The sequence below is a fragment of the Pseudomonas sp. NPDC089406 genome, from assembly GCF_044900265.1.
Classification (GTDB): Bacteria; Pseudomonadota; Gammaproteobacteria; order Pseudomonadales; family Pseudomonadaceae; genus Aquipseudomonas; species Aquipseudomonas fakonensis.
Map to the genome: position 1 here is coordinate 25,071 of NZ_JBJDNC010000037.1, position 24,407 is coordinate 49,477.

The following is a 24,407-nucleotide window of genomic DNA, read 5'->3' on the forward strand; positions in this document are numbered from 1 at the left end:
GCAGCCCTTTCGCGACACAAGGCCGCTCCTACACCTTCACCCCCACCCGCGCCTGCCCGTCCTGCCACCACGCCGCCAGGCTATACACCTGGGGTGCCTTGAGCACGCTGTAGTGGTCACCCGGCCCTTCCCACACCGCCAGTTGCGGCAGCAACCGCTGCCAGCCGGCGCGCATGGCCGCCTGCTCGCGCTGGCTGCCGGCCGAATCCAGGGTCGGGTCGGCCACCAGCACCAGGCTGGCAGGGCCCTGGTAAACACCCTGCGGGCGATACACCGTGCGCAACGCGGCACTGAAGGTGCGCAACGTGCCGGCCAAGGCCTGCACCCCGGCCCGCGCCGGCAACAGCCCGGCCTGTTGCATGGCCCCGTGCAGCAGCTGCAGTTGCTGGTCGTCGTCGGCAGCGGCGAACGCCTCGGTATCCAGCCCCAGGGCCTTGCCGCTGCCCAGCTGCAACGACTCCACCAGCCGCTGCAACGCCGCCGTGGTGGTGTACGGCCTGCCGCACACGCTGCCGCTGGCGGGCGCCTCGCTGTCGACCAGGGTCAACGAGCCCACCTCGCGGCCCGCCGCCTGCAGTTGGCAGGCCATGGCATGGGCGACCCAACCGCCGAACGAATGCCCCAGCAAGTGCACCGGCCCTTGCGGGTACAGCGCTTGCAGCGCCTGCACATGGCAGCGCGCAGCCGCTTCCACCTCACGGTGCGGCACCCCGGCGCCTTCCAGCCCGCGCGGTTGCAAGCCGTACAGCGGCCGCTCCGGCCCCAGCGCATCGGCAAGGCCGACAAAGCGGGTAACGCTGTCGCCGGCACCTGGCACGCAGAACAGCGGCGCCTGCCCGGCCTGGCCGCTCTGGATCGCCACCAAAGGCTGATGGGCAGCCCCAGGCGGCGCGCAGGCCACGGCCAAGGCCTCGCCCAGCGCCTGCCCCAGGGCCTGTACATGGGGCGGCTGCATCATGCTGCGGTGGTCACCCGGCACTTCGACGGCGTGCACCTGCCCGGCGCCCAGGGTGTCGGCCCAGCCCCGGGCAGGGCTGGCGCCGTTGCGCTGGCGGGCGCAGAACAGCTGCACCGGCACATCCAGCGGTTCGACCCGGTAATGGGCCAGAGCGTGGCCGTGGGCCAGCTCCCGCTCCAGGAAGTGGCGCAGCGCGCCGTCCTCGGCCTCTGCCAGGGCGGCATACAGCAGTTGCTCGTCACGGCAGGCCGCCAACAGTTCATCGAAGGCCGGCGCCTGCTGCTCCAGCACCTTCAACTTGGCCAGTTGCACCAGCCCGGCCGCCCCCTGGGCTTGCCAGTACTGGCTGCAGTGCAGCAACAGGTGGCGCTCCAGCAGCCATGGCCCCTGCCAACGCGGCTTGCCCTGGTCGGTCAGGCGCGGCAGGAAGCTGTCGATCAGGCCAAGGAAGCTCACCGCCTGGTCGGCGCCACGCAGTTGCGCGGCGATCTCGTAGGCCAGCACGCCACCGAACGACCAGCCCGCCAGGCGGTACGGCCCCTCGGGCTGCACGGCGCGGATACGCTCGATGGCCCGGCTGGCCAGGCACTCCAGGGTGTGTGGCTGGGCCTGGCCCAGGGCGATGCCCGGCACGCCATAGACCGGGAACCCCGCCGGCAGGTGTTGGCCCAACACCGGGAAGTACAGCTCCAGGCCACTGAACTCGTGCAGCAAAAACAGCGGCGGCTCGTCGCCCTCGCCGCGCACGGTCACCAGCCCCTCGGGCTGCGGCGCCGTGCCCTGCTGCTGCATGGCCTTGGCCTGGGCGGCCACGGTCGGGTGCTGGAACAGCTCGGCCAGGCTGCTGGCCAGGCCCTCCTGCTGCAGGCGGTTGACCAGCCGGATGGCGCTCAGCGAATGCCCGCCCAACTCGAAGAAGCTGTCGTGGCGGCCCACCTGGGCCACCTCCAGCACCTCGCCCCAGACCTGCGCCAGGCGTTGTTCCAGCGCCGTGGCCGGGGCCTCGTAACGGTCCTGGCCAATGGCCCCGGCTGCCGGCAGCGGCAAGGCCTTGCGGTCGACCTTGCCGTTGTTGTTCAGCGGCAGGCTGTCCATGGCCACCAGGGCCACCGGCACCATGTACTCCGGCACCCGTGCCTGCAGCCAGGCGCGCAGGTGCTCGGGGCTCAGCGCCGGGTCGCGGCGGCTGTACCAGGCCAGCAGGCGCAGCGGCCCCTGGTCCAGGCGCAGGGCCTGCACCACCGCCTCGCCGATGCCTGGGCAGCGGGCCATGTGCTGCTCGATCTCGCCCAGTTCGATGCGAAAACCTCGGATCTTCACCTGATCGTCATTGCGCCCCAGGCATTCCAGCTGGCCGTCCTCGCGCCAGTAGCCGAGGTCACCGGTGCAGTACAGGCGTGCACCCGGTTGCCCGCTGAACGGGTCGTCGACAAAGCGCTCGGCGCTCAGTTGCGGGCGGTTCAGGTAGCCCGCAGCCACACCGTCACCGCCAATGTGCAACTCACCCACCACGCCCACCGGCAAGGGCCGGCCATGGCCGTCGAGCACGTAAACCCGGGTGTTGCCGATAGGCCGGCCGATCGGCACGCTGTCACTGCCCTCAGGCACGCTGCGCACCTCGCTGGTGGTGGCATAGCCGGTGGTTTCGGTGGGGCCGTAGCAATGCACCAGGCGCAGCTGCGGGGCCACCGCCAGCAAACGGCGGAACGCCGCAGGCTCGCCACGCTCGCCACCGCACATGAGCACCCGCAGCCGAGCCAACGCCTCAGGCATCAACTGCACGTACTGGTTGAACAGCGCGGTGGTAAGAAACATCACGCTCACCTCGCCCAGCACCGGGGTCAGGCGCGCCGGGTCGAGCAGGGTCGCCTGGTCGATCACCCGCAGTTGCCCGCCATTAAGCAGCGCACCCCACACCTCCACGGTGCTTGCATCGAACGCCGGGTTGGCGGCAAAGGCCATGCAGTCGCCTGCGTTGAAGTCGGCATAACCGTTGTTCAGCACCAGCCGGGCGATGCCCCGGTGCGGCGTTTGCACGCCCTTGGGCGCGCCGCTGGAGCCGGAGGTGTACATCACGTACGCCACGCTGTCGCCACCCTGGGCCAGGCCCGGGTTGTGCCCGGGCATGTCGTGCAGGGCCAGGCGGTCGAGGGCGATGCGCCGGGTCGGGCACTCCAGGCTGTCGGCGGCGCGGCACAGCAGCGCCACGGCCTGGCTGTCAGCCAGCATGAAGGCCTGGCGTTCGGCGGGGGCGTTGATATCCAGCGGCACGTACACCGCTGCGCACTTGGCCACCGCCAGTTGCGCCACCAGCAGCTCCAGCGAGCGCGGCAACAGGATCGCCACCGCATCCCCCGGGGCCACGCCTTGGCCGATCAGGTAATGAGCCAGGCGGTTGGCGCGCTCGTTCAGCTCGCCGTAACGCAAGGTGTTGCTCCCCTCCACCGCTGCCACGGCCAGCGGATGGCTGGCCACGCGCTGCTCGAACAGACGGTGCACCGGCAGCTCGCGGGGGTAATCGCGGTCGGTGGCGTTGAAGCCTTCGAGCAGGCTGCTGCGCTCGGCCGCCGGCAGCATCGACAAGCGGCTTAACGGCGTGCCCGGCGCCTCGGCCAAGGCTTGCGCCAGTACCGTCAGGGCCTGTTCCAGGTAGGCGCAGATGCGCCCGGCATCGATGCCCTCGGCGCTCTGGGCAGTGAGGGTGAAGCCTTCGCCGTCGTCGTCGACGCTCAGGGCCAGCGGGTAGTTGCTGCGCTCCTCGGCCTGCACCAGCTCGATGCCTTGCCAGGCCCGCGCCTGCCCGTTGCCAGCCGCGCCGCCATGGCGGTAGTTGAGCAGCGCACTGAACAGTGGCGCGCCCGCCGGCAAGCCGCTGCAACGCTGGGCCAGGGCCAGTTGGGCATGCTCGTGGCGCAGCAGTTCGCTGAGCCGCTGGTGGGTGGCGCGCACCCCTTCGGCCACATCCACGCCGGCCAAGTCGATACGCAGCGGCAGGCTGTTGATGAACACCCCCAGCGCCCGCTCGCTGCCTTCACCACCGGCCAGGCGGCCGAGCAGCACGCTGCCGAACACCACGCTGTCGCGCCCGGACAGTTGCCCGAGCACCAGTGCCCAGGCCAGGTGCACCAGGCTGGCGGCGCTGACCCCGGCCTGGCGCGCCTGCTCGCGCAGTTGCCGGCTGAGTGCTGCCGCCAGCACCTGCTGCGCCTGGCGCGGGGCATCGCTGCCATGGGGGCGCAGTGCGCCGTAGGGCAAGGTGGGCTCGTCGATATCGGCCAGCTGTGCGCGGAAGAACGCCTCGGCGGCCTCGCCCCCGGCGCTGCGCAGGGTCTGGGCGATGTAGTTGCGGTACGGCACCGGGGTTGGCAACTGCTGCGCCTCGCCCAGCAGCAGTGCCTGCAGTTCATGCACCAGCACCTCCAGGGCCACGTGGTCGAGCACCGCATGGTGGAACTGCAAGCGCGCCTGGATACGCCCGGCCTCACGGCAGTGCAGCAGACGCAGCAGCGGGGCCTGGGTCAGGTCCATATGGCCGTGGGCAGGGTCATCCAGCACCGCCACCTCCTGCACCGGTAGGTCCGCCTGGCGCCACACCGCCTGCACCGGGGTGGGCAGGCCATCCCAGTGCAGGCTGCTGCGCAGGCTGTCGTGGCGGGCGATGGCCGCTTGCAGGGCCGTGGCGAAAGCGTGCAGGCGGCTGGCATCGCTGAAGGCGAAGTGCACCTGTTGCAGGTAAGGGTCGGCCTGGCCGGGGTTGGCCAGGTGGTGGTACAGAATACCGGCCTGCAACGGCCCCAGCGGGTAGATGTCTTGCACATTGGCGGCGCCGCCGGTGACGCTGGCAACCACGCTGTCGATTGCCGGCTGTTCCAGGGCCACCAGTGGCAGCAAGTCCGGGGTGATGCCCTGGCAGTCGGCGGTAATTCGGTTGGCCGGCACCTCGGGCGCGGCGCCGGCGGCTACCGTTGCAGCCAGGGCCGAGAGGCTCGGCTCGGCGAACAGCACATGAATATCCACCTGCAAGCCCCGGCTGCGCAGGCGGGCGAGCAGGGTCAGGGCCAGCAGCGAATGGCCGCCCAGTTCGAAGAAGTTGTCGTGCCGCCCTACCCGCTCCAGGCCCAACAGCTCGGCCCAGACCTCGGCCAGCAGTTGCTCGGTGGCGCCTTGCGGGGCTTCGTACGGACGGCTGGTCAAGGCTTCGGCGCCCGGCACTGGCAGTGCCTTGCGATCGAGCTTGCCGTTGGGGCTCAGCGGCAGCGCCGGCAGGTGCACGAACAGCGCCGGCACCATGAACTCCGGCAGGCGGTGCAGCAGTTCGGCACGCAGCACCTCCACCGCTTGTGCGCTGCCGGTGTAGTACGCCACCAGGCGGCGCTCGCCTTGCAGCTCGGGGGCCAGCACCGCGGCTTCCTGAATGCCGTCGATACGGGTCAGGCAGGCCTGTATTTCGCCCAGTTCGATACGCAGGCCGCGCAGCTTCACCTGGTCGTCGTTGCGGCCCAGGTATTCGAGGTTGCCGTCCGGCAGATGCCGGGCCAGGTCGCCAGTGCGGTACAGCCGACCACCCGGGGTGAACGGGTCGTCGATAAAGCGCTCGGCGCTCAGCTCGGCGCGGTTGAGGTAACCGCGAGCCACCTGCACGCCACCGATGTACAGCTCGCCCGCCACACCTTGCGGGGTCGGCTGACCGTAGGCGTCCAGTACATACAGCTGGGTATTGGCCACCGGTTTGCCGATTGGCGTGTTGTCCGGCGTTTGCTCCAGCGGCTCGGCGCAGTGCCAGGCGCTGACGTCCACTGCCGCTTCGGTCGGGCCATACAGGTTGTGCAATTCGACGCCGGCCAGTTGCGTCTTGAAGCGGCGCACCAGGCTGCCGGGCAACGCCTCGCCACTGCACAGCACGCGTTTCATCGCGGCGCGCTCGGCGTCGCCATGGGCGAGGAAGGCATCCAGCATCGAGGGCACGAAGTGCAAGGTGGTGACCTGCTCGCGGGCGATCACTTCGCGCAGATAAGCAGGGTCCTTGTGGCCGCCGGGGCGGGCCATGACCAGGCGCGCACCGGTTTGCAGCGGCCAGAAGAATTCCCATACCGACACGTCGAAGCTGAACGGGGTTTTCTGCAGCACCACATCTTCAGCACCCAGCTGATATTGCTGCTGGGTCCACAGCAGGCGGTTGACCACACCGCGGTGCTCGTTCATCACGCCTTTGGGCAGGCCAGTGGAGCCGGAGGTGTAGATCACGTAGGCCAAGTGATTCGGCGTCAGGCCGATGACTTCAGGGTTTTCTGTCGAGAGATCAACCCAGGTTTCATCGTCCAGGTCCACCACTGGCAGACCTTGCGGTACCTGCCGGGTAGCACCATGTACCAGCACCGCCACCGGCGCGCTGTCGGTGAGCATGTGGTTGATGCGCTCGGCCGGGTAGTCCGGGTCCACTGGCACATAAGCACCGCCTGCCTTGAGAATGGCCAGTAGCCCCACCACCATCGCCAGCCCGCGCTCGACGCAGATCGCCACGCGGTCGTCGGGTTTCACTCCCAAGGCAATCAGGTGATGAGCCAGGCGGTTGGCCTTGGCATTGAGCTGGGCAAAGCTCAGCTCGCCCTCCTCGCCGCGCACAGCCACAGCGTCGGGGCTGCGCTGTACTTGCGCCTCGATCAACCCATGCACGGTCTGTTCAAGATTGTAATCGGCCGCCGTGGCATTGAAGCCGCGTACCAACCGGTTACGTTCCTCGGGCTCCAGCAGCTCGACTGCGGCCAACTCGGCCTGGTCGTTGGCCACCATCGCCCGCAGCAGTTGCTCGAAATAGCCGCCATAGCGGCGCACGCTGCTTTCATCGAACAGCGCCGTGGCGTATTCCAACGAGCCGACGATGCACTCGCCCTGCTCGCCGAGGTTCAGCGACAGGTCGAACTTGGCCACTTGCCCGGTTTGTGCCACCCCTTCGATATGCAGGCCGTCCAGCTCGAGTTCGCCCAGCGACCCCGGCAGCCAGTTCAGGGTGGTCTGCAACAGCGGTGCATGGGCCAGGCTGCGGGCCGGGCGCAGCGCTTCGACCACCTGCTCGAACGGCAACGCCTGGTGGGCCTGGGCCTCCAGCAGGCGGGCCTTGACCTGGCCGAGCAGCACCGCAGTGCTGGCGGCCTCGGGCAGCGCGATGCGCAGCGCCAGGGTATTGACGAACAACCCCACCAGCCCTTCCAGCTCGGCGCGGTCACGCCCGGCGACCGGGCAGCCGATCACCACTTCCGGCTGCCCGGCCAGGCGTGCCAGCAGGCTGGCCCAGGCGCTCAGCAGCACCATGTACGGCGTGGCGCCGTGGCGCAGGGCCAGGCTGCGCAGGCCGGCGCTCAGGCCGGCGTCCAGGCGTAGCGGCAAGGTGGCCCCGGCATAGTCCTGGCGGGCCGGGCGCGGCCGGTCCCAGGGCAAGGTCAGCAATGCCGGCGCACCGGCCAGGGTGCGTTGCCAGTAGGCCACCTGCTGCGCCAGGCGCTCGCCATCCAGCCAGCGCCGTTGCCACAGGGCGTAGTCGGCGTATTGCAGGGCCAGCGGCGGCAACGGGTCGGCCAGGCCCTGGCGCAGGGCCGGGTACAGTTGCGAGAGTTCTGCGGTGAGCACCGCCAGCGAGCCGCCGTCGGCAACGATGTGATGCACGGTCACGGCCAGCACATGGTAGTCATCGGCCAGTTGCAACAGGCTGGCGCGCAGCAGCGGGCCGTTGCCCAGGTCGAACGGCTGCGCCGCCTCCTGCTGCAGGCACGCCGCCATTTGCTGGGGCGCCTGGCGCAGGTCGAGGCGCTGCAGCCAGCCCGGCGCCGGTGTGGCGCCGGTCAGCACCTGCACCTGCTCGCCCTCGGCCACAAAGCAACTGCGCAGCGCCTGATGGCGCTCGACAATGCGCAGCAAGGCCGCTTCCAGCGCCTGGGCATCCAGCGTGCCGCGCAGGCCCAGGGCCAACGGAATGTGATAGGCCTGCCCGGCATCACCCATCTGCGCCAAAAACCACAGGCGCTGCTGGGCGTACGACAGCACCCCGGTTTGCCCGGCGGGCGCGGCGACGATCGGCGGCAGCTCGCTGCCCTCGGCGCTGGCCAGGTAACCGGCCAGGGCGGCCAGTTCGGCATGGGCGAACAGCGCGTTGAGCGCCAATTCCGCGCCCAGGCGCAGGCGCACCTGGGACGCCAGGCGCATGGCCAGCAGCGAGTGCCCGCCCAGTTCGAAGAAGTGGTCGCGCCGCCCTACCCGCTCAACCTGCAGCAACTCGCTCCAGATCTGCGCCAGGGTGTTTTCCAGCTCGCCCTGCGGGGCCTCGTAGCCGCGCTCGAACAGCGCGCTGCGGTCCGGTGCCGGCAAGGCCCGGCGGTCGAGCTTGCCGTTGGCGGTTAGCGGCAGTGCCGGCAACGCCACATAGGCCACCGGCACCATGTAATCGGGCAGGTGCGCCTGCAACTGCGCGCGCAATTGCGCAGGCGCGGCCACCTCCACCCCGGGCTGCGCCGTGAAGTAGGCCACCAGCCGCGGTTGGCCCGGCTGGTCCTCGCGGGCCAGCACCACCGCCTCGTTGATGCCCGGCAGGCTGTTCAGGCGGCTTTCGATTTCGCCCAGCTCGATACGCACGCCGCGGATTTTCACCTGGTCGTCGTTGCGCCCCAGGTACTCCAGGGTGCCGTCGGCCAGCCAGCGCACCAGGTCGCCGGTGCGGTACATGCGCCCGCCGTGGAACGGGTCGTCAACAAAGCGCTCGGCGGTGAGGTCCGGGCGGCCCAGGTAGCCCCGGGCCACCCCGGCGCCGCCCACGTACAGCTCGCCCGCCACCTGCAACGGCACCGGCTGGCGCTGGCCGTCGAGCACGTACAGGCGGGTGTTGTCGAGCGCCGCGCCGATATGCAGCACGCCACCGGCCTGCACCACGCCGGAGCTGGCCACCACGGTGGTTTCGGTGGGGCCGTAGTTGTTCACCACGCTGAAGGTCTGGTTGCGGTTGAACTGGCGCAGGCGGTCGCCGCCGATCAACAGGGTGCGCAGGGTCGGGTGGCCGAGCTGCTGGCTGAAGGCGTATTCGGCCACGGGGGTCGGCAAGAAGCTCACATCCAGCGGCTGCGCCTGCCACCAGTGCAGCAGCGCGTCGAGGTCGTCGTTACCATCGCCAGGTGGCGCGATATGCACGGTGGCGCCGCCGCACAAGGCCGGCCACAGTTCCCAGGCCATGGCGTCGAAGCCAAAGCCGGCCAGGCTCGAGGTGTGCCGCCCCGGCCCCAGGTCGAAGGCCCGGCAGTGCCAACCCACCAGGTTGGCCAGGGTGCGGTGCTCCACCATCACGCCCTTGGGCAGCCCGGTGGAGCCGGAGGTGTAGATCACGTAGGCCAGGTTGGCGGCGGTAAGGCCTGCCACCTGCGGGTTGGCGTCACGGGCCGGCCAGTCGGGCTGATCGAGGTTCAGCAGCGGCACCTGCACGGCGTCCAGGCGCCCGCGCAGGGCCTGTTGGGTCAGCACGACTTGTGGCGCGCTGTCCGCCAGCAGGTAGGCAATGCGCTCGTCCGGGTGCGCCGGGTCAACCGGCACGTAGGCGCCACCGGCCTTGAGCACCGCCAGCAGGCCGACCAGGGTGTCCAGGCCACGCCGGGCCACCACCGCCACCCGCGCATCGGGGCCCACGCCCAGCCCGATCAGGTGATGGGCCAGGGCATTGGCGCGGCGGTTCAGGGTGGCGTAGTCCAGGCTCTGCCCCAGGCAACTGGCGGCGATGGCCGCAGGGTTCGCCACGGCCTGGTGCTCCACCTGCTGGTGCAGGGTCAGCGAAAGGTCGTGGGGGTGCTGGCGGGTATTGATGTCGTCCAGTAGCCATTGGCGCTCTGCCGCAGGCAATACCGACAGGCTTTGCAGCGGCGCCTGGCCGTCTTGCGCAAGGGCATCGACCAAGGCCTGCATAGCCTGTTCGAGGTAACCGCACACCCGCTCGCCGGGCACTTGGGCGCTGGCCAGCAGGGTCAGGCGCAGGCCCTCGCCGAGGTCGTCCACGCTCAGGGTCAACGGGTAGTTGCTGCGCTCCTCGGAATGCAGGATCTCGATACCGGCCCAGGCCGCGCGCGCCTGGGCGCTGGCCTCGATGGCGCTGTGGCGGTAGTTGAGCAGGCTGTTGAACAGCGGCGTCGGCGCCGCCACTGCGCTGCAGCGCTGGGCCAGGGCCAGCGGCGCATGCTCGTGGCGCATCAGCGTGGCCAGGCGCTGGTGGGTGGCCTTGAGCGCCTCGGCCACCGCCAGCGCGCCCAGCTCGACCCGCAGCGGCAAGGTGTTGATGAAGATGCCCAAGGCCCGGTCGGTGGCTTCGGCGCCTTGCAGGCGGCCCATCAGCACGGTGCCGAACACCACGCTGGCCTGCCCGGTCAGGGCACCGAGCACCTGGGCCCAGCCCAGGTGGAACAGGCTGGCCACGCTGACCCCGCAGGCCCGGGCCTGGGCGCGGATGCGCAGGCACAGGGTGCTGTCCAGGGCCAGGCTGTGTTCCCGGGCCTCCCCGCCATCGGCCTGTACGTCCTGCAACTGGTAGGCCAGGGTCGGCGTGTCGAGGTCAGCCAGCATGGCGCGGAAGAACGCCTCGTGCTGGGCTTCGCTCACGCCCAGGCAGGCCTGGGCCACGTAGTTGCGAAACGGTACCGGCGTGCCCAGGCTCGCGCCCTGGCCTTGCAGCAGCGCCTGCATTTCGTGGCGCACCACATCCAGGGCACTGTGGTCCAGGGCGATATGGTGGAACTGCAGGCTGGCGAGAATGCTCCCGTCAGCGGCGGCGGCCCGGTGGCGCAGGCGAATCAGCGGCGCCTGGGCAAGGTCCAGCCAGGGCGCGTCATCGCCCTCCTCGACCTGCAGCGGCGCCTGGCGCCAGACCACTTGCAGCGGTTGCTCAAGCCCGTCCCAGTGCACCGAGGTGCGCAGGATGTCGTGGCGCGCGATCACCCCGCGCAAGGCCTCGGCGAAGGCGTCCAGGCGCTGGCGGTCGGCGAAGGCGAACTGCGCCTGCATCACGTAGGGGTCACTGGCGCTGCTGCTGGCGTGGTGGTAGAGAATGCCCTGCTGCAGCGGGGCCAGCGGGTAGATGTCCTGCACGTTGGCCGCCCCGCCGGGCACCTGGGCCAGCAGGCGGTCGATGGCATCCTGGTCCAGTTCGGCCAGGGTCAGCATGGCCGGGGTGATATGGCTGCAACCGGCGGCGATGCCGTTGGCCGGTACCTGCACCGGGCCGCGCTGGCCCGGTTGGTAGCCGCCGCTGGCCAGCAGCGCGATCAGCGCCGGCTTGTGCTCGCGCAGTTGCGCCACCAGTTGCGGGTCGCCCAGCGCCTGGCGGTTGCCCTGCACGGCCAGCTGGCCATCCTTCAGGGCCAGCTGGATGTCGAGGCTGGCCAGGGTGGCCAGAAGTTGTTCGATGCTCACAGGACGATCTCCATTCTGTCTGTGATGGCTGCATAGCCCGCCAAAGTGGGTTGTTCGAACAGGGCGCGCACGTCGGCTTCCAGGCCGTGTTCGCGCAGGCGGGCGGTGAGGGTCACCGCCAGCAGCGAATGGCCGCCCAGTTCGAAGAAGTTGTCGTGCCGCCCTACCCGCTCCAGGCCCAACAGCTCGGCCCAGACCTCGGCCAGCAGTTGCTCGGTGGCGCCTTGCGGGGCTTCGTACGGACGGCTGGTCAAGGCTTCGGCGCCCGGCACTGGCAGTGCCTTGCGATCGAGCTTGCCGTTGGGGCTCAGCGGCAGCGCCGGCAGGTGCACGAACAGCGCCGGCACCATGAACTCCGGCAGGTGGCGCAGCAGCTCGGCGCGCAGCACGTCCACCGCTTGTGCGTTGCCGGTGTAGTACGCCACCAGGCGGCGCTCGCCTTGCAGCGCGGGGGCCAGCACCGCGGCTTCCTGAATGCCGTCGATGCGGGTCAGGCAGGCCTGGATTTCACCCAGTTCGATACGCAGGCCGCGCAGCTTCACCTGGTCGTCGTTGCGGCCCAGGTATTCGAGATTGCCGTCCGGCAGGTAGCGGGCCAGGTCGCCGGTGCGGTACAGCCGCCCGCCCGGGGTGAACGGGTCGTCGATGAAGCGTTCGGCGCTCAGCTCGGCGCGGTTCAGGTAACCGCGAGCCACCTGCACGCCACCGATGTACAGCTCGCCCGCCACACCTTGCGGGGTCGGCTGACCGTAGGCGTCCAGTACATACAGCTGGGTATTGGCCACCGGTTTGCCGATTGGCGTGTTGTCCGGCGTTTGCTCCAGCGGCTCGGCGCAGTGCCAGGCGCTGACGTCCACTGCCGCTTCGGTCGGGCCATACAGGTTGTGCAGTTCTACGCCGGACAGTTGCGCCTTGAAGCGACGCACCAGGCTGCCGGGCAGTGCCTCGCCGCTGCACAGCACGCGTTTCATCGCGGCCCGCTCGGCGTCGCCATGGGCAAGGAACGCATCCAGCATCGAAGGTACGAAGTGCAAGGTGGTGACCTGCTCGCGGTCGATCACTTCACGCAGATAGGCCGGGTCCTTGTGGCCGCCGGGGCGGGCCATGACCAGGCAGGCACCGGTTTGCAGTGGCCAGAAGAACTCCCACACCGACACATCGAAGCTGAACGGGGTTTTCTGCAGTACCACATCGTCAGCACCCAACTGATATTGCTGCTGAGTCCACAGCAGGCGGTTCACAACCCCTCGGTGCTCGTTCATCACACCTTTAGGCAGGCCGGTCGAGCCGGACGTGTAGATCACGTAGGCAAGGTGGTTCGGAGTCAAGCCAATGACTTCAGGGTTTTCTGCTGGAAGATCAGTCCAGATTTCGTGGTCCAGGTCCACCACCGGCAGCCCTTGAGGTACCTCGCGGGTGGCGCCATGCACCAGCACCGCCACCGGCGCGCTGTCGGTAAGCATGTGGTTGATGCGCTCGGCCGGGTAATCCGGGTCCACCGGCACGTAGGCACCGCCAGCCTTGAGAATGGCCAGCAGCCCTACCACCATCGCCAGCCCGCGCTCCACGCAGATCGCCACGCGGTCATCAGGTTTCACGCCCAAAGCAATCAAGTGATGAGCCAGACGATTGGCCTTGGCGTTGAGCTGGGCGAAGCTCAGCTCGCCCTCTTCACCGCGCACGGCAATGGCCTCGGGACTGCGCTGCACCTGCGCCTCGATCAGGCCATGCACGGTCTGCTCAAGGTCGTAAGCCGCCGCCGTGGCATTGAAGCCCAGCAACAGGCGCTCGCGCTCCTGCACCGGCACCACGTTAAGCCGCTGCACCGGCAGGTCTGGCTGGCGTTCAAGGGCTTGCACCAGCCCTTCCAGCACCGCCTGCATCTGCTGGCAGACCCGCGCCGCGCCCACTTCGGCCGGCACCTGCGCGGTCAGGCGCAGGGCATTGCCGAAGTCATCCACGTTAAGGCTGAACAAAAAGTGCGTGCGCTCTTCGCTGGTCAGGGTCTCGATGCCCTGCCAGGCCTCGCGCTGGGCAGCCCCTTCGGCCTCGCCGTGGCGGTAGTTGAGCATGGCGCTGAACAGCGGCTGCGGCGCAGCCACCGCGCTGCAGCGCTGGGCCAGGGCCAGGGAGGCATGCTCATGGGCCAGCAGTGCGCTCAGCCGCTCATGGGTGTTGCGCACGGCCTGGCGCACGTCGAAGCCGTCCAGGTCCAGGCGCAGCGGCAGGGTGTTGATGAACATGCCCAGCCCATGGCTGGCGCCGTCGCCGCCGCCCATGCGCCCCAGCAGCACGCTGCCGAACACCACGCAGGCCTTGCCGCTGGCGGCCGCCAGCAGGCGCCCGAAGGCCAGGTGCAACAGGCTGGCGGTGCTCACCCCAAGCTGCCGGGTCTGGCTGCGCAGCTGGCGCTGCAGGGCTTCGGGCAGTTGCAGGCGGGCCTCCTCGATGGCCCCGGCCACCCCGGCTTGCGGGTTGAGGCCGTAGGGCAAGGTCGGCTCGTCGATATCCGCCAATTGGCCACGGAAGAACGCCTCGTGCTCGGCTTCGCTGACGCCCAGCAGCGCCTGGGCCACGTAGTTGCGGTACGGCACCGGCGCCTGGGCAGGTTCGCCCTGGCCGTTCAGGCAGGCGAGCATTTCTGCGCGCACTACCTCCAGTGCGGTGTGGTCGAGCACCACGTGGTGGAACTGCAAGGTGGCCAGCAGCCGCGGGCTGCCCTGGGTGCGGCTGTAGGTCAGGCGAATCAGCGGCGCCTGGGCCAGGTCCAGCCACTGCTCGGCGGGCTCGTTCTGCTCGCGCACAAGCAACGGGGCTTCACGCCACACCACTTGCACCGCTTGCGGCAAGCCTTCCCACAGTACGGCGGTACGCAGGATGTCATGCCGCGCGATCACCGTGCGCAAGGCCTCGGCAAAGGCCTGCAGACGCGCCTCGCTGTCGAACGCCAGGCGCGATTGCAGCACATAGGGGTCGTGGCGACCGGCGCCGAGGTGGTGGTAGAGAATGCCCTCCTGCAGCGGCGCCAGCGGGTAGATGTCCTGCACATTGGCTGCCCCACCCGGCACGCTGGCCGTAATGCGTGCGATCTGCGCCGGGGTCAGCGTCACCAGGCTGAGCATGCCCGGGGTGATCTGCCGGCAGCCGGCCGGGATGCCGTTGGCCGGCACCTGCACCTGGCGCGCCGGCCCTTGGGCGGCGGCCAGTGCGGCCACGCTAGGCTGGCTGAACAGTTGGCGCACATCGCACTCAATGCCCTGGCTGCGCAATTGCTCCACCAGGCTCACCGCCAACAGCGAGTGGCCGCCCAGGGTGAAGAAGTTATCGTGGCGGCCTACCCGCTCCAGCCCCAGCACCTCGGCCCAGACTTGCGCCATGACGGTTTCGCGCTCGCCCTGCGGCGCCTCGAAAGCCGGGCCGGCCAGGCTGGCCGGGTCGGGGTCGGGCAGCGCGCGGCGGTCGAGCTTGCCATGGGCGGTCAGCGGCAGCGCCGCCAAGGGGATGAACGCCAGCGGCAGCATATGCGCCGGCAGGCGTGCGGCCAGGGCCTGGCGCAACTCATCGACGTTCACCTCGCCCTCGGCGCGCAACCACGCCAGCAGCCGCTCGCCGCGCACCAGCACGGCAGCCTCGGCCACCCCGGGTTGCGCGGTCAGCGCGGCCTCGACCTCGCCCAGCTCGACGCGCATGCCGCGGATCTTCACCTGGTCGTCGTTGCGGCCCAGGTAATCCAGGGTGCCGTCGCGGTTCCAGCGCACCAGGTCGCCGCTGCGGTACATGCGCCCGCCATGGAACGGGTTGTCAACGAAGCGCTCGGCGGTCAGGTCTGCCCGGCCCAGGTAGCCCCGGGCAACCCCGGCGCCGCCAATGTACAGCTCGCCCGCCACGCCCACCGGCACCGGCTGCTGCTGGCCATCGAGCACATAGGCCCGGGTATTGGGCAGCGGCCGGCCGATATGCGCCACAGTGCCCGGCGCCACCTGCCCGGAGGTGGCCACCACGGTGGTTTCGGTGGGGCCGTAGTTGTTGACCACGGCAAAGCCCGGGGCGCTGTCGAACGGCCGCAGGCGATCGCCGCCGGTCAGCAGCGTGCGCAGGGTCGGGTGGCCCTGGCCCTTGCGCAGCACTTGTTCAGCCAGCGGCGTGGGCAGGAAGGCAACCTCCAGCGGCGCCGCCTGCCACCAGTCCAGCAGCGCCTGCACATCGTCACCGGCGATTTGCGCAGGCGGCAGATGCAGCACGGCCCCGGCGCACAGCGCCGGCCACACTTCCCAGGCCATGGCGTCGAAGCCAAAACCGGCCACGCTGGCAGTCTGGCTGCCGGCGCCCAGGCTGAAGGCCTCGCAGTGCCAGTGCACCAGATTGGCCAGGGTGCGGTGCTCGACCATCACCCCCTTGGGCTGGCCGGTGGAGCCGGAGGTGTAGACCACATAGGCCAGGCCATCGTCAGCCAGGCCCGGCACCTGCGGGTTGTGCTCAGGTGCGGTGTGCCAGCCGCCGAGGTCCAGGTTCAGCCGGGGTACAGCCTGGCCCAGGCTGGTAATGCCCGACTCGGCCAGCACCAGCGCCGGGGCGCTGTCGTGCAGCAGGTAGGCGATACGCTCAGCCGGATAGGCCGGGTCCACCGGCACATAGGCGGCGCCGGCCTTGAGCACCGCCAGCAGCGCCACCAGGCGTTGCGGGGTGCGCGGCAGGCACAGCGCCACCCGCGCGCCCGGGGCCACGCCCAGGCCGATCAGGTGGTGGGCCAGGCGGTTGGCGGCGCGGTTGAGCTCGCCGTAGGTCAGCACCTCCTCACCTTGCACCACGGCGCGGGCATTGGCTGCGCGCACCGCCTGAGCCTCGATCAGGGCGTGCGCTGTCTGGCCCGTGGGGTATTGGCGATGGTTGTCGTTGAAGCCTTCGAGCAGTTGCACGCGCTCCTCAGCGGCCAGCAGCGGCAGGAGCTCGACCGCCACCTGCCCGCCTTGCTCCAGGGCCTGCACCAGCTGTTCGAGGGCATTGGCCATCCAGCCGGCCACGCGCCCGGCGCCGATGCCGGCCTGGGCCAGCACGCTCAGGGCAAAGCCTTCGCCGAGGTCGTCGACACTCAGGGTCAGCGGGTAGTTGCTGCGCTCTTCGCCGCCCAGCAGGCGCACGCCCTGCCAGATACCCTCGCCGTCACGGCGCGCCTCGGCGTTGCTGTGACGGTAATTGAGCAAGGCGCTGAACAGCGGCTGGCCTGCGGGCACGCCACTGCAACGCACGGCCTCGGCCAGTGCGGCATGCTCGTGGCCGAGCAATGCCGACAGCCCGGCATGGGTGGCGCGCAGGGCCTGGGCCACCGGGGCGCGGGTGTCGATGCGCAGCGGCAGGGTGTTGATGAACACCCCCAAGGCCCGGTCAGCGCCCTCGCCGCCTTGCAGGCGGCCCATCAGCACGGTGCCGAACACCACATCGCTGCGGTTGGCCAGCACCCCGACCACCCGCGCCCAGGCCAGGTGCGCAAGGCTTGCGGCACTGACGCCCAGCTGGCGGGCCTGCTCGCGCAGGCGCCGGGCCAGGGCGCCATCCAGCGCCTGGTGCGCCTCCTCGATGGCATGGCCCTCGCCCTGCACGTCATGCAGGCCGAACGGCAGGGTCGGCTCGTCGACATCGCCAAGCAGCTTGCTGAAGAACGCCTCATGGCGCTGGCGGTCGTTGCCCAGGCGCGCCTGGGCCACATAGTTGCGGTACGGCACCGGCGCGCTCAGGGCGCTGTCGTCGCCGCGCAGCATGGCGAGCATCTCTGCACCGACCACGTCCATGGCGGTGTGGTCCAGGGCCAGGTGGTGGAACAGCAGGATCGCCACCACCTGGCTATTGCCCGGGTCGTGGGCGTAGACCAGCCGCAGCAGCGGCGCCTGGCCCAGGTCGATACGGTGCTGGCGGGCATCGAAGCGCGCCTGCAACTGGTCGATCACAGGTAGCGAGCTGCCTGCATCCAGCACGATTTCGTCCACGCCAAGCTCGGCGTGGCGCCAGACCACCTGCACCGGCTCTGCCAGGCCTTCCCAAACCAGCGAGGTGCGCAGGATGTCATGCCGGGCGATCACCTGCTGCAAGGCCGCGGCCCAGGCTTGCAGGCGCACCAGGCTGTCGAAGGCCAGGCGCGACTGCAACAGGTACGGGTCGCCCTGGGCGGCGCTCAGGTGGTGGTAGAGGATGCCCTCCTGCAGCGGCGCCAGCGGGTAGATTTCCTGCACGTTGGCGGCGCCGCCCGGCACCGTGGCGACGATGCGCGCAATGCTGGCCGGGTCCAGTTGCACCAGGCTGAGCATCTCTGGGGTGATGCTGTCGGCTGCGGCCGGCACCCGGTTGGCAGGCACCTGCACTTCGCTGCCGCTGCCCACTGCTGCCGCCAGTGCGGCCAGGGTCGGCTGGGCGAACAGTACGCGCACATCGGCGCCCAGGCCGGCCTTGCGCATGCGCTCGATCAGGCTCACAGCCAGCAGTGAATGGCCGCCCAGTTCGAAGAAGTTGTCGTGGCGCCCTACCCGCTCGACCTTGAGCAAGTCGGCCCAGATCGCCGCCAGGCGGGTTTCCAGCGGGCCTTCGGGGGCGGCGAACACGCGGCTGAGCACATCGCCCTGGCCCGGCGCCGGCAGCGCGCGGCGGTCGAGCTTGCCGTTGGCGGTCAGCGGCCACTGGGCCACGCCCACGTAGGCGGCCGGCAGCATGTAGTCGGGCAGTTGGCCGAGCAGTTGCTCGTGCAGGCTGGCAATCGCCGGCACTTCGCCCTCGGCCTGGAAGTACGCCACCAGGCGCTTGTCCCCCGGCACATCCTCGCGCACCAGCACCACGGCATCGCGCACCCCGGTGCAGGCGGCCAGGCGGGCTTCGATCTCGCCCAGTTCTATGCGAAAGCCGCGCAGCTTGACCTGCTGGTCGCTGCGCCCCAGGTAGCGCAAGGTGCCATCGGCCTGCCAGGCCACCAGGTCGCCACTGCGGTACAGCCGCGCGCCGGGTTCGCTGCTAAACGGGTCGTCGATAAAGCGCTCGGCGGTAAGCGCAGGCTGGCCCAGGTAACCCAGGGCCACGCCGTCACCGCCGATGTACAGCTCGCCCACCGCGCCCACCGGCAGCGGCTGGCGCCGGGCGTCGAGCACATAGCAGCGGCTGTTGCCGATGGGCGTGCCGATGGGGATCGCCCCTGCCCCCGCACTGTGGATCTCAAAGGTGGTGCTGAAGGTGGTGGCCTCGGTCGGCCCGTAGCCGTTGAGCAGATGCCCCGGTGCACCGCCTTGCAGCACACGATTGATCACCGCCGGGTCCAGCACATCGCCGCCGACCATCAGGTAGCGCAGCGTGGCGAATACCGGCAACAAGGCATCGGCGTATTGGTGGAACAAACCTGCGGTCAGCCACAGCACCGTCACGCCGCCGTCGAGCAGCGCCTGGCCCAGGCTATCGGAGGCCAGCACCTGGTGCTGGTCGATCACCACCACCGCGCCGCCATTGAGCAGCGGCGCCCACACTTCCAGGGTGCTGGCGTCGAAGGCCGGGTTGGAGGCGAAGGCCACGCGGTCGCTGGCGTTGAAGTCGGCAAAGCCGTTGTTGATCACCAGCCGTGCAACCGCTCGGTGCGGCACCTGCACGCCTTTGGGCGTGCCGGTGGAGCCGGAGGTGTACATGATGTAGGCAGCGCTGCCCGCAGCCACCGCAAGCTCCGGGGCATGCCCGGGGTAGGCGGCCAGGTTGAGGGTATCCAGCTCGACCCGCTGGGTATCACCCGGGCGCGGCTGGTCGCTGTGGGTCAGCAGCAGGCTGGCGCCGCAGTCTTCGAGCATGAAGGCCTGACGCTCCAGCGGGGCGTTGCCGTCCAGCGGCACGTAGGTGGCGCCGCAGCGGCTCACCGCCAGTTGTGCGGCCACCAGGTCGAACGAGCGCGGCAGCAGCAGCGCCACCCGCTCGCCCGGGCGCAGGCCAAGGGCCAGCAGGTGATGGGCCAGGCGGTTGGCGTGCTCGGCAAGCTCGGCGTAGCGCCACTGGCGCTGGCCATGGATCAGCGCCACGGCATCGCCCGAGGCGGCGGCGCGGGCCTGGAACAGCACATGCAGCGGCTGCTCGCGGGGGTAGTCGCGGCGGGTGTCGTTGAACTGGCGCAGCACCCGCTCACGCTCGCCCGTCGGCAGGCTGGCAACTGCGTGCAGCGGGCCTTGCGGGGCTTGTTCCAGAGCCTCGGCCAGTTGCGCCAGGGCGCAGGCCAGCAGCGCGCAAACCTGGCTGCCATCGACCTCCGGTACTGCTTGCACGGTCAGGTTCAGGCCTTCGCCCTGGTCGTCGACGTTGACCACCAGCGGGTAGTTGCTGCGCTCGCGGGAGGCCAGCAGCTCGATGCCGGCCCAGCCCAGGCCGTCGCCTGCGGCCTTGGGGCTGGCATGGCGGAAGTTGAGCAGGCTGGTGAACAGCGCCTGGTCACTGGGTACGCCGCTGCAGCGCAGGGCCTGGGCCAGCGAGGCCTGCTCGTGGCCGAGCAGTTGCGCCAGGCGCTGGTGGGTGCGGCGCACGCCGTCGGCCACGCCCATGGCATCGACACTGACCCGCAGCGGCAAGGTGTTGATGAACATGCCCAGCGCCCGGTCGGCCCCGGCGCCGCCTTGCAGGCGGCCGAGCAGCACGGTGCCGAACACCACCTCCTGGCGCCCGCTCAGTTGCGCCAGCACCTGGCCCCAGGCCTGGTGCACCAGGCTGGCGATGCTCACCCCCAGCTGGCGCGCCTGCACCCGCAGGCGGGAGGCCAGTGCCGGGTCCACAGGCTGCTGGTGGTCGAGCACCTGCACGCCGTCGCCCTGCACATCGCGCAGGCCGAACACTTCGGTGGGTTCGTCGATGTCGCCGAGCATGTCGCGGAACAGCGCCTCGTCGCCGGCCGGGTCGGCGTCCAGGCGGGCGCGGGCCACGTAGTTGCGGTACGGCACGCTGTCGATCGCAAGGGTACGCCCTTGCAGCACCGCGCCCACCTGGGCCACCAGCAGCTCGGTGGCTGTGTGGTCGAGGAGGATATGGTGCAGCAGCAGGGTCGCTTCCAGGCGCTCGCCTTCGCTGTGGCGCACCAGCTTCATCAAGGGAGCGCGGTTCAGCTCCAGGCGTTGCAGGTCGGCATTGGCCACCACCGGCAGGCGGGCCTGGCGGTGCACCACCTGCACTGCCTCGTCGAGGCCCTGCCAGTGGATGCTGGTGCGCAGGATGTCGTGCTCGGCAATCACCTTGTCCAGGGCATCGACAAAGCCTTGCAGCTCACTTTCGCCGGCAAAGGCAAAGCGTGCGCGCAGCACGTAGGGGTCGGCGCCGCTGCTGGCCAGGTGGTGGTAGAGAATGCCCTGCTGCAACGGGGCCAGGCCGTAGATGTCCTGCACATTGGCGCAACCGCCGGGGATGCCCGCCACCAGTTGGTCGATGGCCGCCTGCTCGAGGTTGGCCAGGGGCAGCATGTGCGGTTCGATGCGCGTGCAACCTGCGGGCACCAGGTTGGCCGGCACCGGCGCCGCCTGGCCGCGGGTCACGGCGGCGGCCAGGGCCGCCAGGGTCGGCTGGCCGAACAGCACCCGCACATCGGCGGCCAGGTCCTGCTGGCGCATGCGCTCCACCAGTTTGACCGCCAGCAGCGAATGGCCGCCCAGTTCGAAGAAGTTGTCGTGGCGGCCCACCTCGGCGATGCCCAGCAGTTGCTGCCAGATCTGCGCGATGCACTGCTCGGCCTCGCCTTGCGGCGCCTCGAAGGCATGCCGGGCGAAGGCGGCGCCGTCGGGCTCGGGCAGCGCCTTGCGGTCGAGCTTGCCGTTGCCGGTCAGCGGGAAGCTGTCCAGGCGCACGAAGGCGGCCGGCACCATGTACTCGGCCAGGTCTTGCAGCAGCGCCTGGCGCAGCTCGGCGACACTCGGCGCTGCGCCCTCCTCGGCCAGCCACCAGGCCACCAGGCGCGGTTCGCCTGCGCTGTCGCGGCGGGCCAGGACCACGGCCTCGCGCACACCGGCACAGGCGGCCAGGCGCGCCTCGATTTCGCCCAGCTCGATACGAAAACCACGGATTTTCACCTGGTCGTCGTTGCGGCCCAGGTAGTCGAGGCTGCCATCAGCGGCCCAGCGGGCCAGATCGCCGGTTTTGTACAGGCGCCCTGCCGGGTTGAACGGGTCGCTGATAAAGCGCTCGGCGCTGAGCTCGGGGCGGTTGAGGTAACCCCGGGCAACCCCGGCGCCGCCCACGTACAGCTCACCGGTCACCCCCACCGGCACCGGCTGGCGCTGGGCGTCGAGCACGTACAGTTGCAGGTCGGGGATGCGCTCGCCGATGGGGCTGACGCCCACCAGTTGAGCGTCGGCGGCCTGCAGCGGGCGGTAGGTGACATGCACCGTGGTTTCGGTGATGCCGTACATGTTCACCAGGCGCGTGCCGGCATTGGCGATGCGCGCGTACCACGGCTTGAGCGAGCCCGGTTCCAGTGCCTCGCCGCCGAAAATCACCTGGCGCAGCGAGTGCTGCAAGGTGCTGCGGCCCTGGGCTGCGATCAGCTGGCGGAAGGCGCTGGGGGTCTGGTTGAGCACGCTGACGCCGCTCTGGCAGAGCAACGCGTAGCACTCGTCGGGGTTGCGGCTGATGCGCTGCGGCACGATCAGCAACTGGCCGCCGTAGGCCAGCGCACCCCAGATTTCCCACACCGAGAAGTCGAAGGCGAACGAGTGGAACAGCGCCCACACATCCTGCGGGTTGAAGCCGTACCAGGCGTCGGTGGCGGTGAACAGGCGGCTGGCGTTGCCGTGCTCGACCATCACCCCCTTGGGCAGCCCGGTGGAGCCGGAGGTATAGATGACGTAGGCCAGGTGCGTGGGCAGCAGGCCCGGGCACTGCGGGTCGTGGTCAGGCTGGCTGGCCAGGCGCGGGTCGTCGAGGTCCAGCAGCGGCGCCTCGGGGCTGCCCAGCAGGGCCAGGCAGTCGGCCTGGCTGAGCACCACCGCAGGTGCGCTGTCGGCCAGGGTGAAGGCGATGCGCTGGGCCGGCGCAGCGGGGTCGATGGGCACGTAGCCGGCACCGGCCTTGAGCACCCCGAGCATGGCGACGATCATCGCCGGGCCGCGTTCCACGCAAATGGCCACCCGCGCCTCTGGGCCAATGCCCAGGCCGATCAGGTGATGGGCCAGCTGGTTGGCGCGGCGGTTGAGTTCGCCGTAGCTGATGCTCTGCTGCTCGAAAATCAGCGCCGTGGCTTGCGGGCGCGCCTTGGCATGGGCCTCGAAGCGCTGGTGTAACAGCGGCGTGGCGGCAAATGCCTGCAGCGGCTGGTTGCTGGCTTGCAGCAGGTGTTCACGCTCGCCCGGCGGCAGAATGTCCAGCGCCTGCACCGGCGTGTGCGGTGCCTGCTCCAGGGCCTGGGCCAGTTGCCCAAGGGTTTGCGCGAGGTAACCGGCTATACGCCGGGCGCCGATCTGGCTGGCCACCAGCGCGGTGATGCGAAACGCCTCGCCGAGGTCGTCGATGTTCACCGTCAGCGGGTAGTTGGTGCGCTCTTCGGCGCCCAGTACATGGATGCCCGGCGCCACCTCGATCACTGCATCGGCGTCCCCTGCGGCGCTGTGGCGGTAGTTGAGCACGCAGTTGAACAACGGCGTGGGGGCGGCAACGCCGCTGCAGCGCTGGGCTTCGGCCAGTGATGCCTGCTCGTGGCCAAGCAGGCCGCTCAGGCGCTGGTGGGTGGCTTGCAGCCCTTCGCTGACGCTGAGCGCACCGACATCCACCCGCAGCGGCAAGGTGTTGATGAACATGCCCAGCGCCTGCTCGCCGCCGGCGCCGGCCTCCATGCGCCCCAGCAGCACGCTGCCGAACACCACCGCCTCGCGCCCGGACACCTGCCCCAGCACCCGCGCCATGGCCAGGTGCATCAGGCTGGCCGGGCTGACCCCAAGCTGCCTGGCCAGGCCGCGCAGGCGCAGGCTGAGGGCAGGCTCCAGGGTGAGCCGGGCTTCTTCCACCGGCAGGCCGTCGCTTTCAGCCAGGCCAAAGGCCAGGGTCGGCTCGTCGATATCAGCGAGCATCTGGCCGAAGAACGCCTGCTGAGCGCCTGCGTCACGGGCCTGGCGGGCTTCTGCCAGCAAGTCGCGAAACGGTACGGCGGGGCCGACCTGGGCGCTGTTGCCGGTCAGGTGCGCGTGCAGTTCGCGGCGCACGATATCCAGGGCGGCGTGGTCCATCACCGTGTGGTGGAACAGCAACAGGGCGACCACCTCTTCACCATGGCCCGGCGCATGCACCAGGCGCAGCAGCGGCGCCTGGCCGAGGTCGAGGCGGAAGTGGCGGCTGTCGAAGCGCTCACGCAGTTGCGCCAGGGCATCGCCCGCGCCATCCAGCAGCACCCCTTCGCAGACCAGCGGCGCCTCACGCCAGACCACTTGCAGCGGCTCGTCCAGGCGCTCCCACAGCAGCGCGCTGCGCAGGATGTCGTGGCGCTGGATCACCCACTGCAAGGCCTCGCGGAACGCCGCCAGGTGCGCAGCGCTGGCAAAGCGCAGTTGCGCCTGCAACAGGTAGGGGTCGCCGGCGCTGGCACTGAGGTGGTGGTAGAGCATGCCCTCTTGCAGCGGCGCCAGCGGGTAGATGTCCTGCACGTTGGCCGCACCGCCCGGCACCGTGGCGACGATGCGGTCGATGGCGGCCTGGTCCAGGCTCACCAATGGCAGCATGTCGGGGGTGATGCGCAGCGCCGGGCTGACCCAGTCGTCGCCCTGCCCGGCCAGCATCGCCAGCAGCGCCGGCTTGTTATCGGCCAGGGCCTGCCACAGGTGGTCGTCCAACGCATCGTCGGCGCCCAGCACCACCAGGTCGTCGCCGTCACGTTGCAGTCGGATCGCGCGGGTGCACAGCACCGCCATCAGTTCGCTCAAGGGCATGGGGTAAGCATCCTGCTTTGCCAAGTGAATAAAAGTCGGGGGTGAAACTAAAGGATCGCTGCCAGCGGGGCTGACAGGGGAAGCTGGGACAATCGGCGGCCCGGGGCTTGTAGGAGCGG

2 protein-coding genes are annotated in these 24,407 nt (G+C 70.0%); both read right to left on the reverse strand.

Translation table 11 applies throughout. The features are described from left to right. Positions 1 to 28: 28 nt before the first annotated feature. Positions 29 to 11,389 carry an amino acid adenylation domain-containing protein gene (locus tag ACI2KK_RS22730; protein WP_404670705.1) on the reverse strand — a complete coding sequence of 3,787 codons (11,361 nt, stop codon included), beginning with the start codon at positions 11,387 to 11,389 and terminating at the stop codon, positions 29 to 31. After that, positions 11,386 to 24,288, reverse strand: a complete 12,903-nt coding sequence (locus ACI2KK_RS22735; RefSeq protein ID WP_404670706.1) for an amino acid adenylation domain-containing protein — start codon at positions 24,286 to 24,288, stop codon at positions 11,386 to 11,388. The genes ACI2KK_RS22730 and ACI2KK_RS22735 overlap by 4 nt, the downstream gene beginning before the upstream one ends. Between the last annotated feature and the right edge of the window lie 119 nt (positions 24,289 to 24,407).

Excerpts from the sequence above, each read along its gene's own strand:
- ACI2KK_RS22735 (WP_404670706.1), bottom strand. The coding sequence starts at position 24,288 with ATGCCCTTGAGCGAACTGATGGCGGTGCTGTGCACCCGCGCGATCCGA.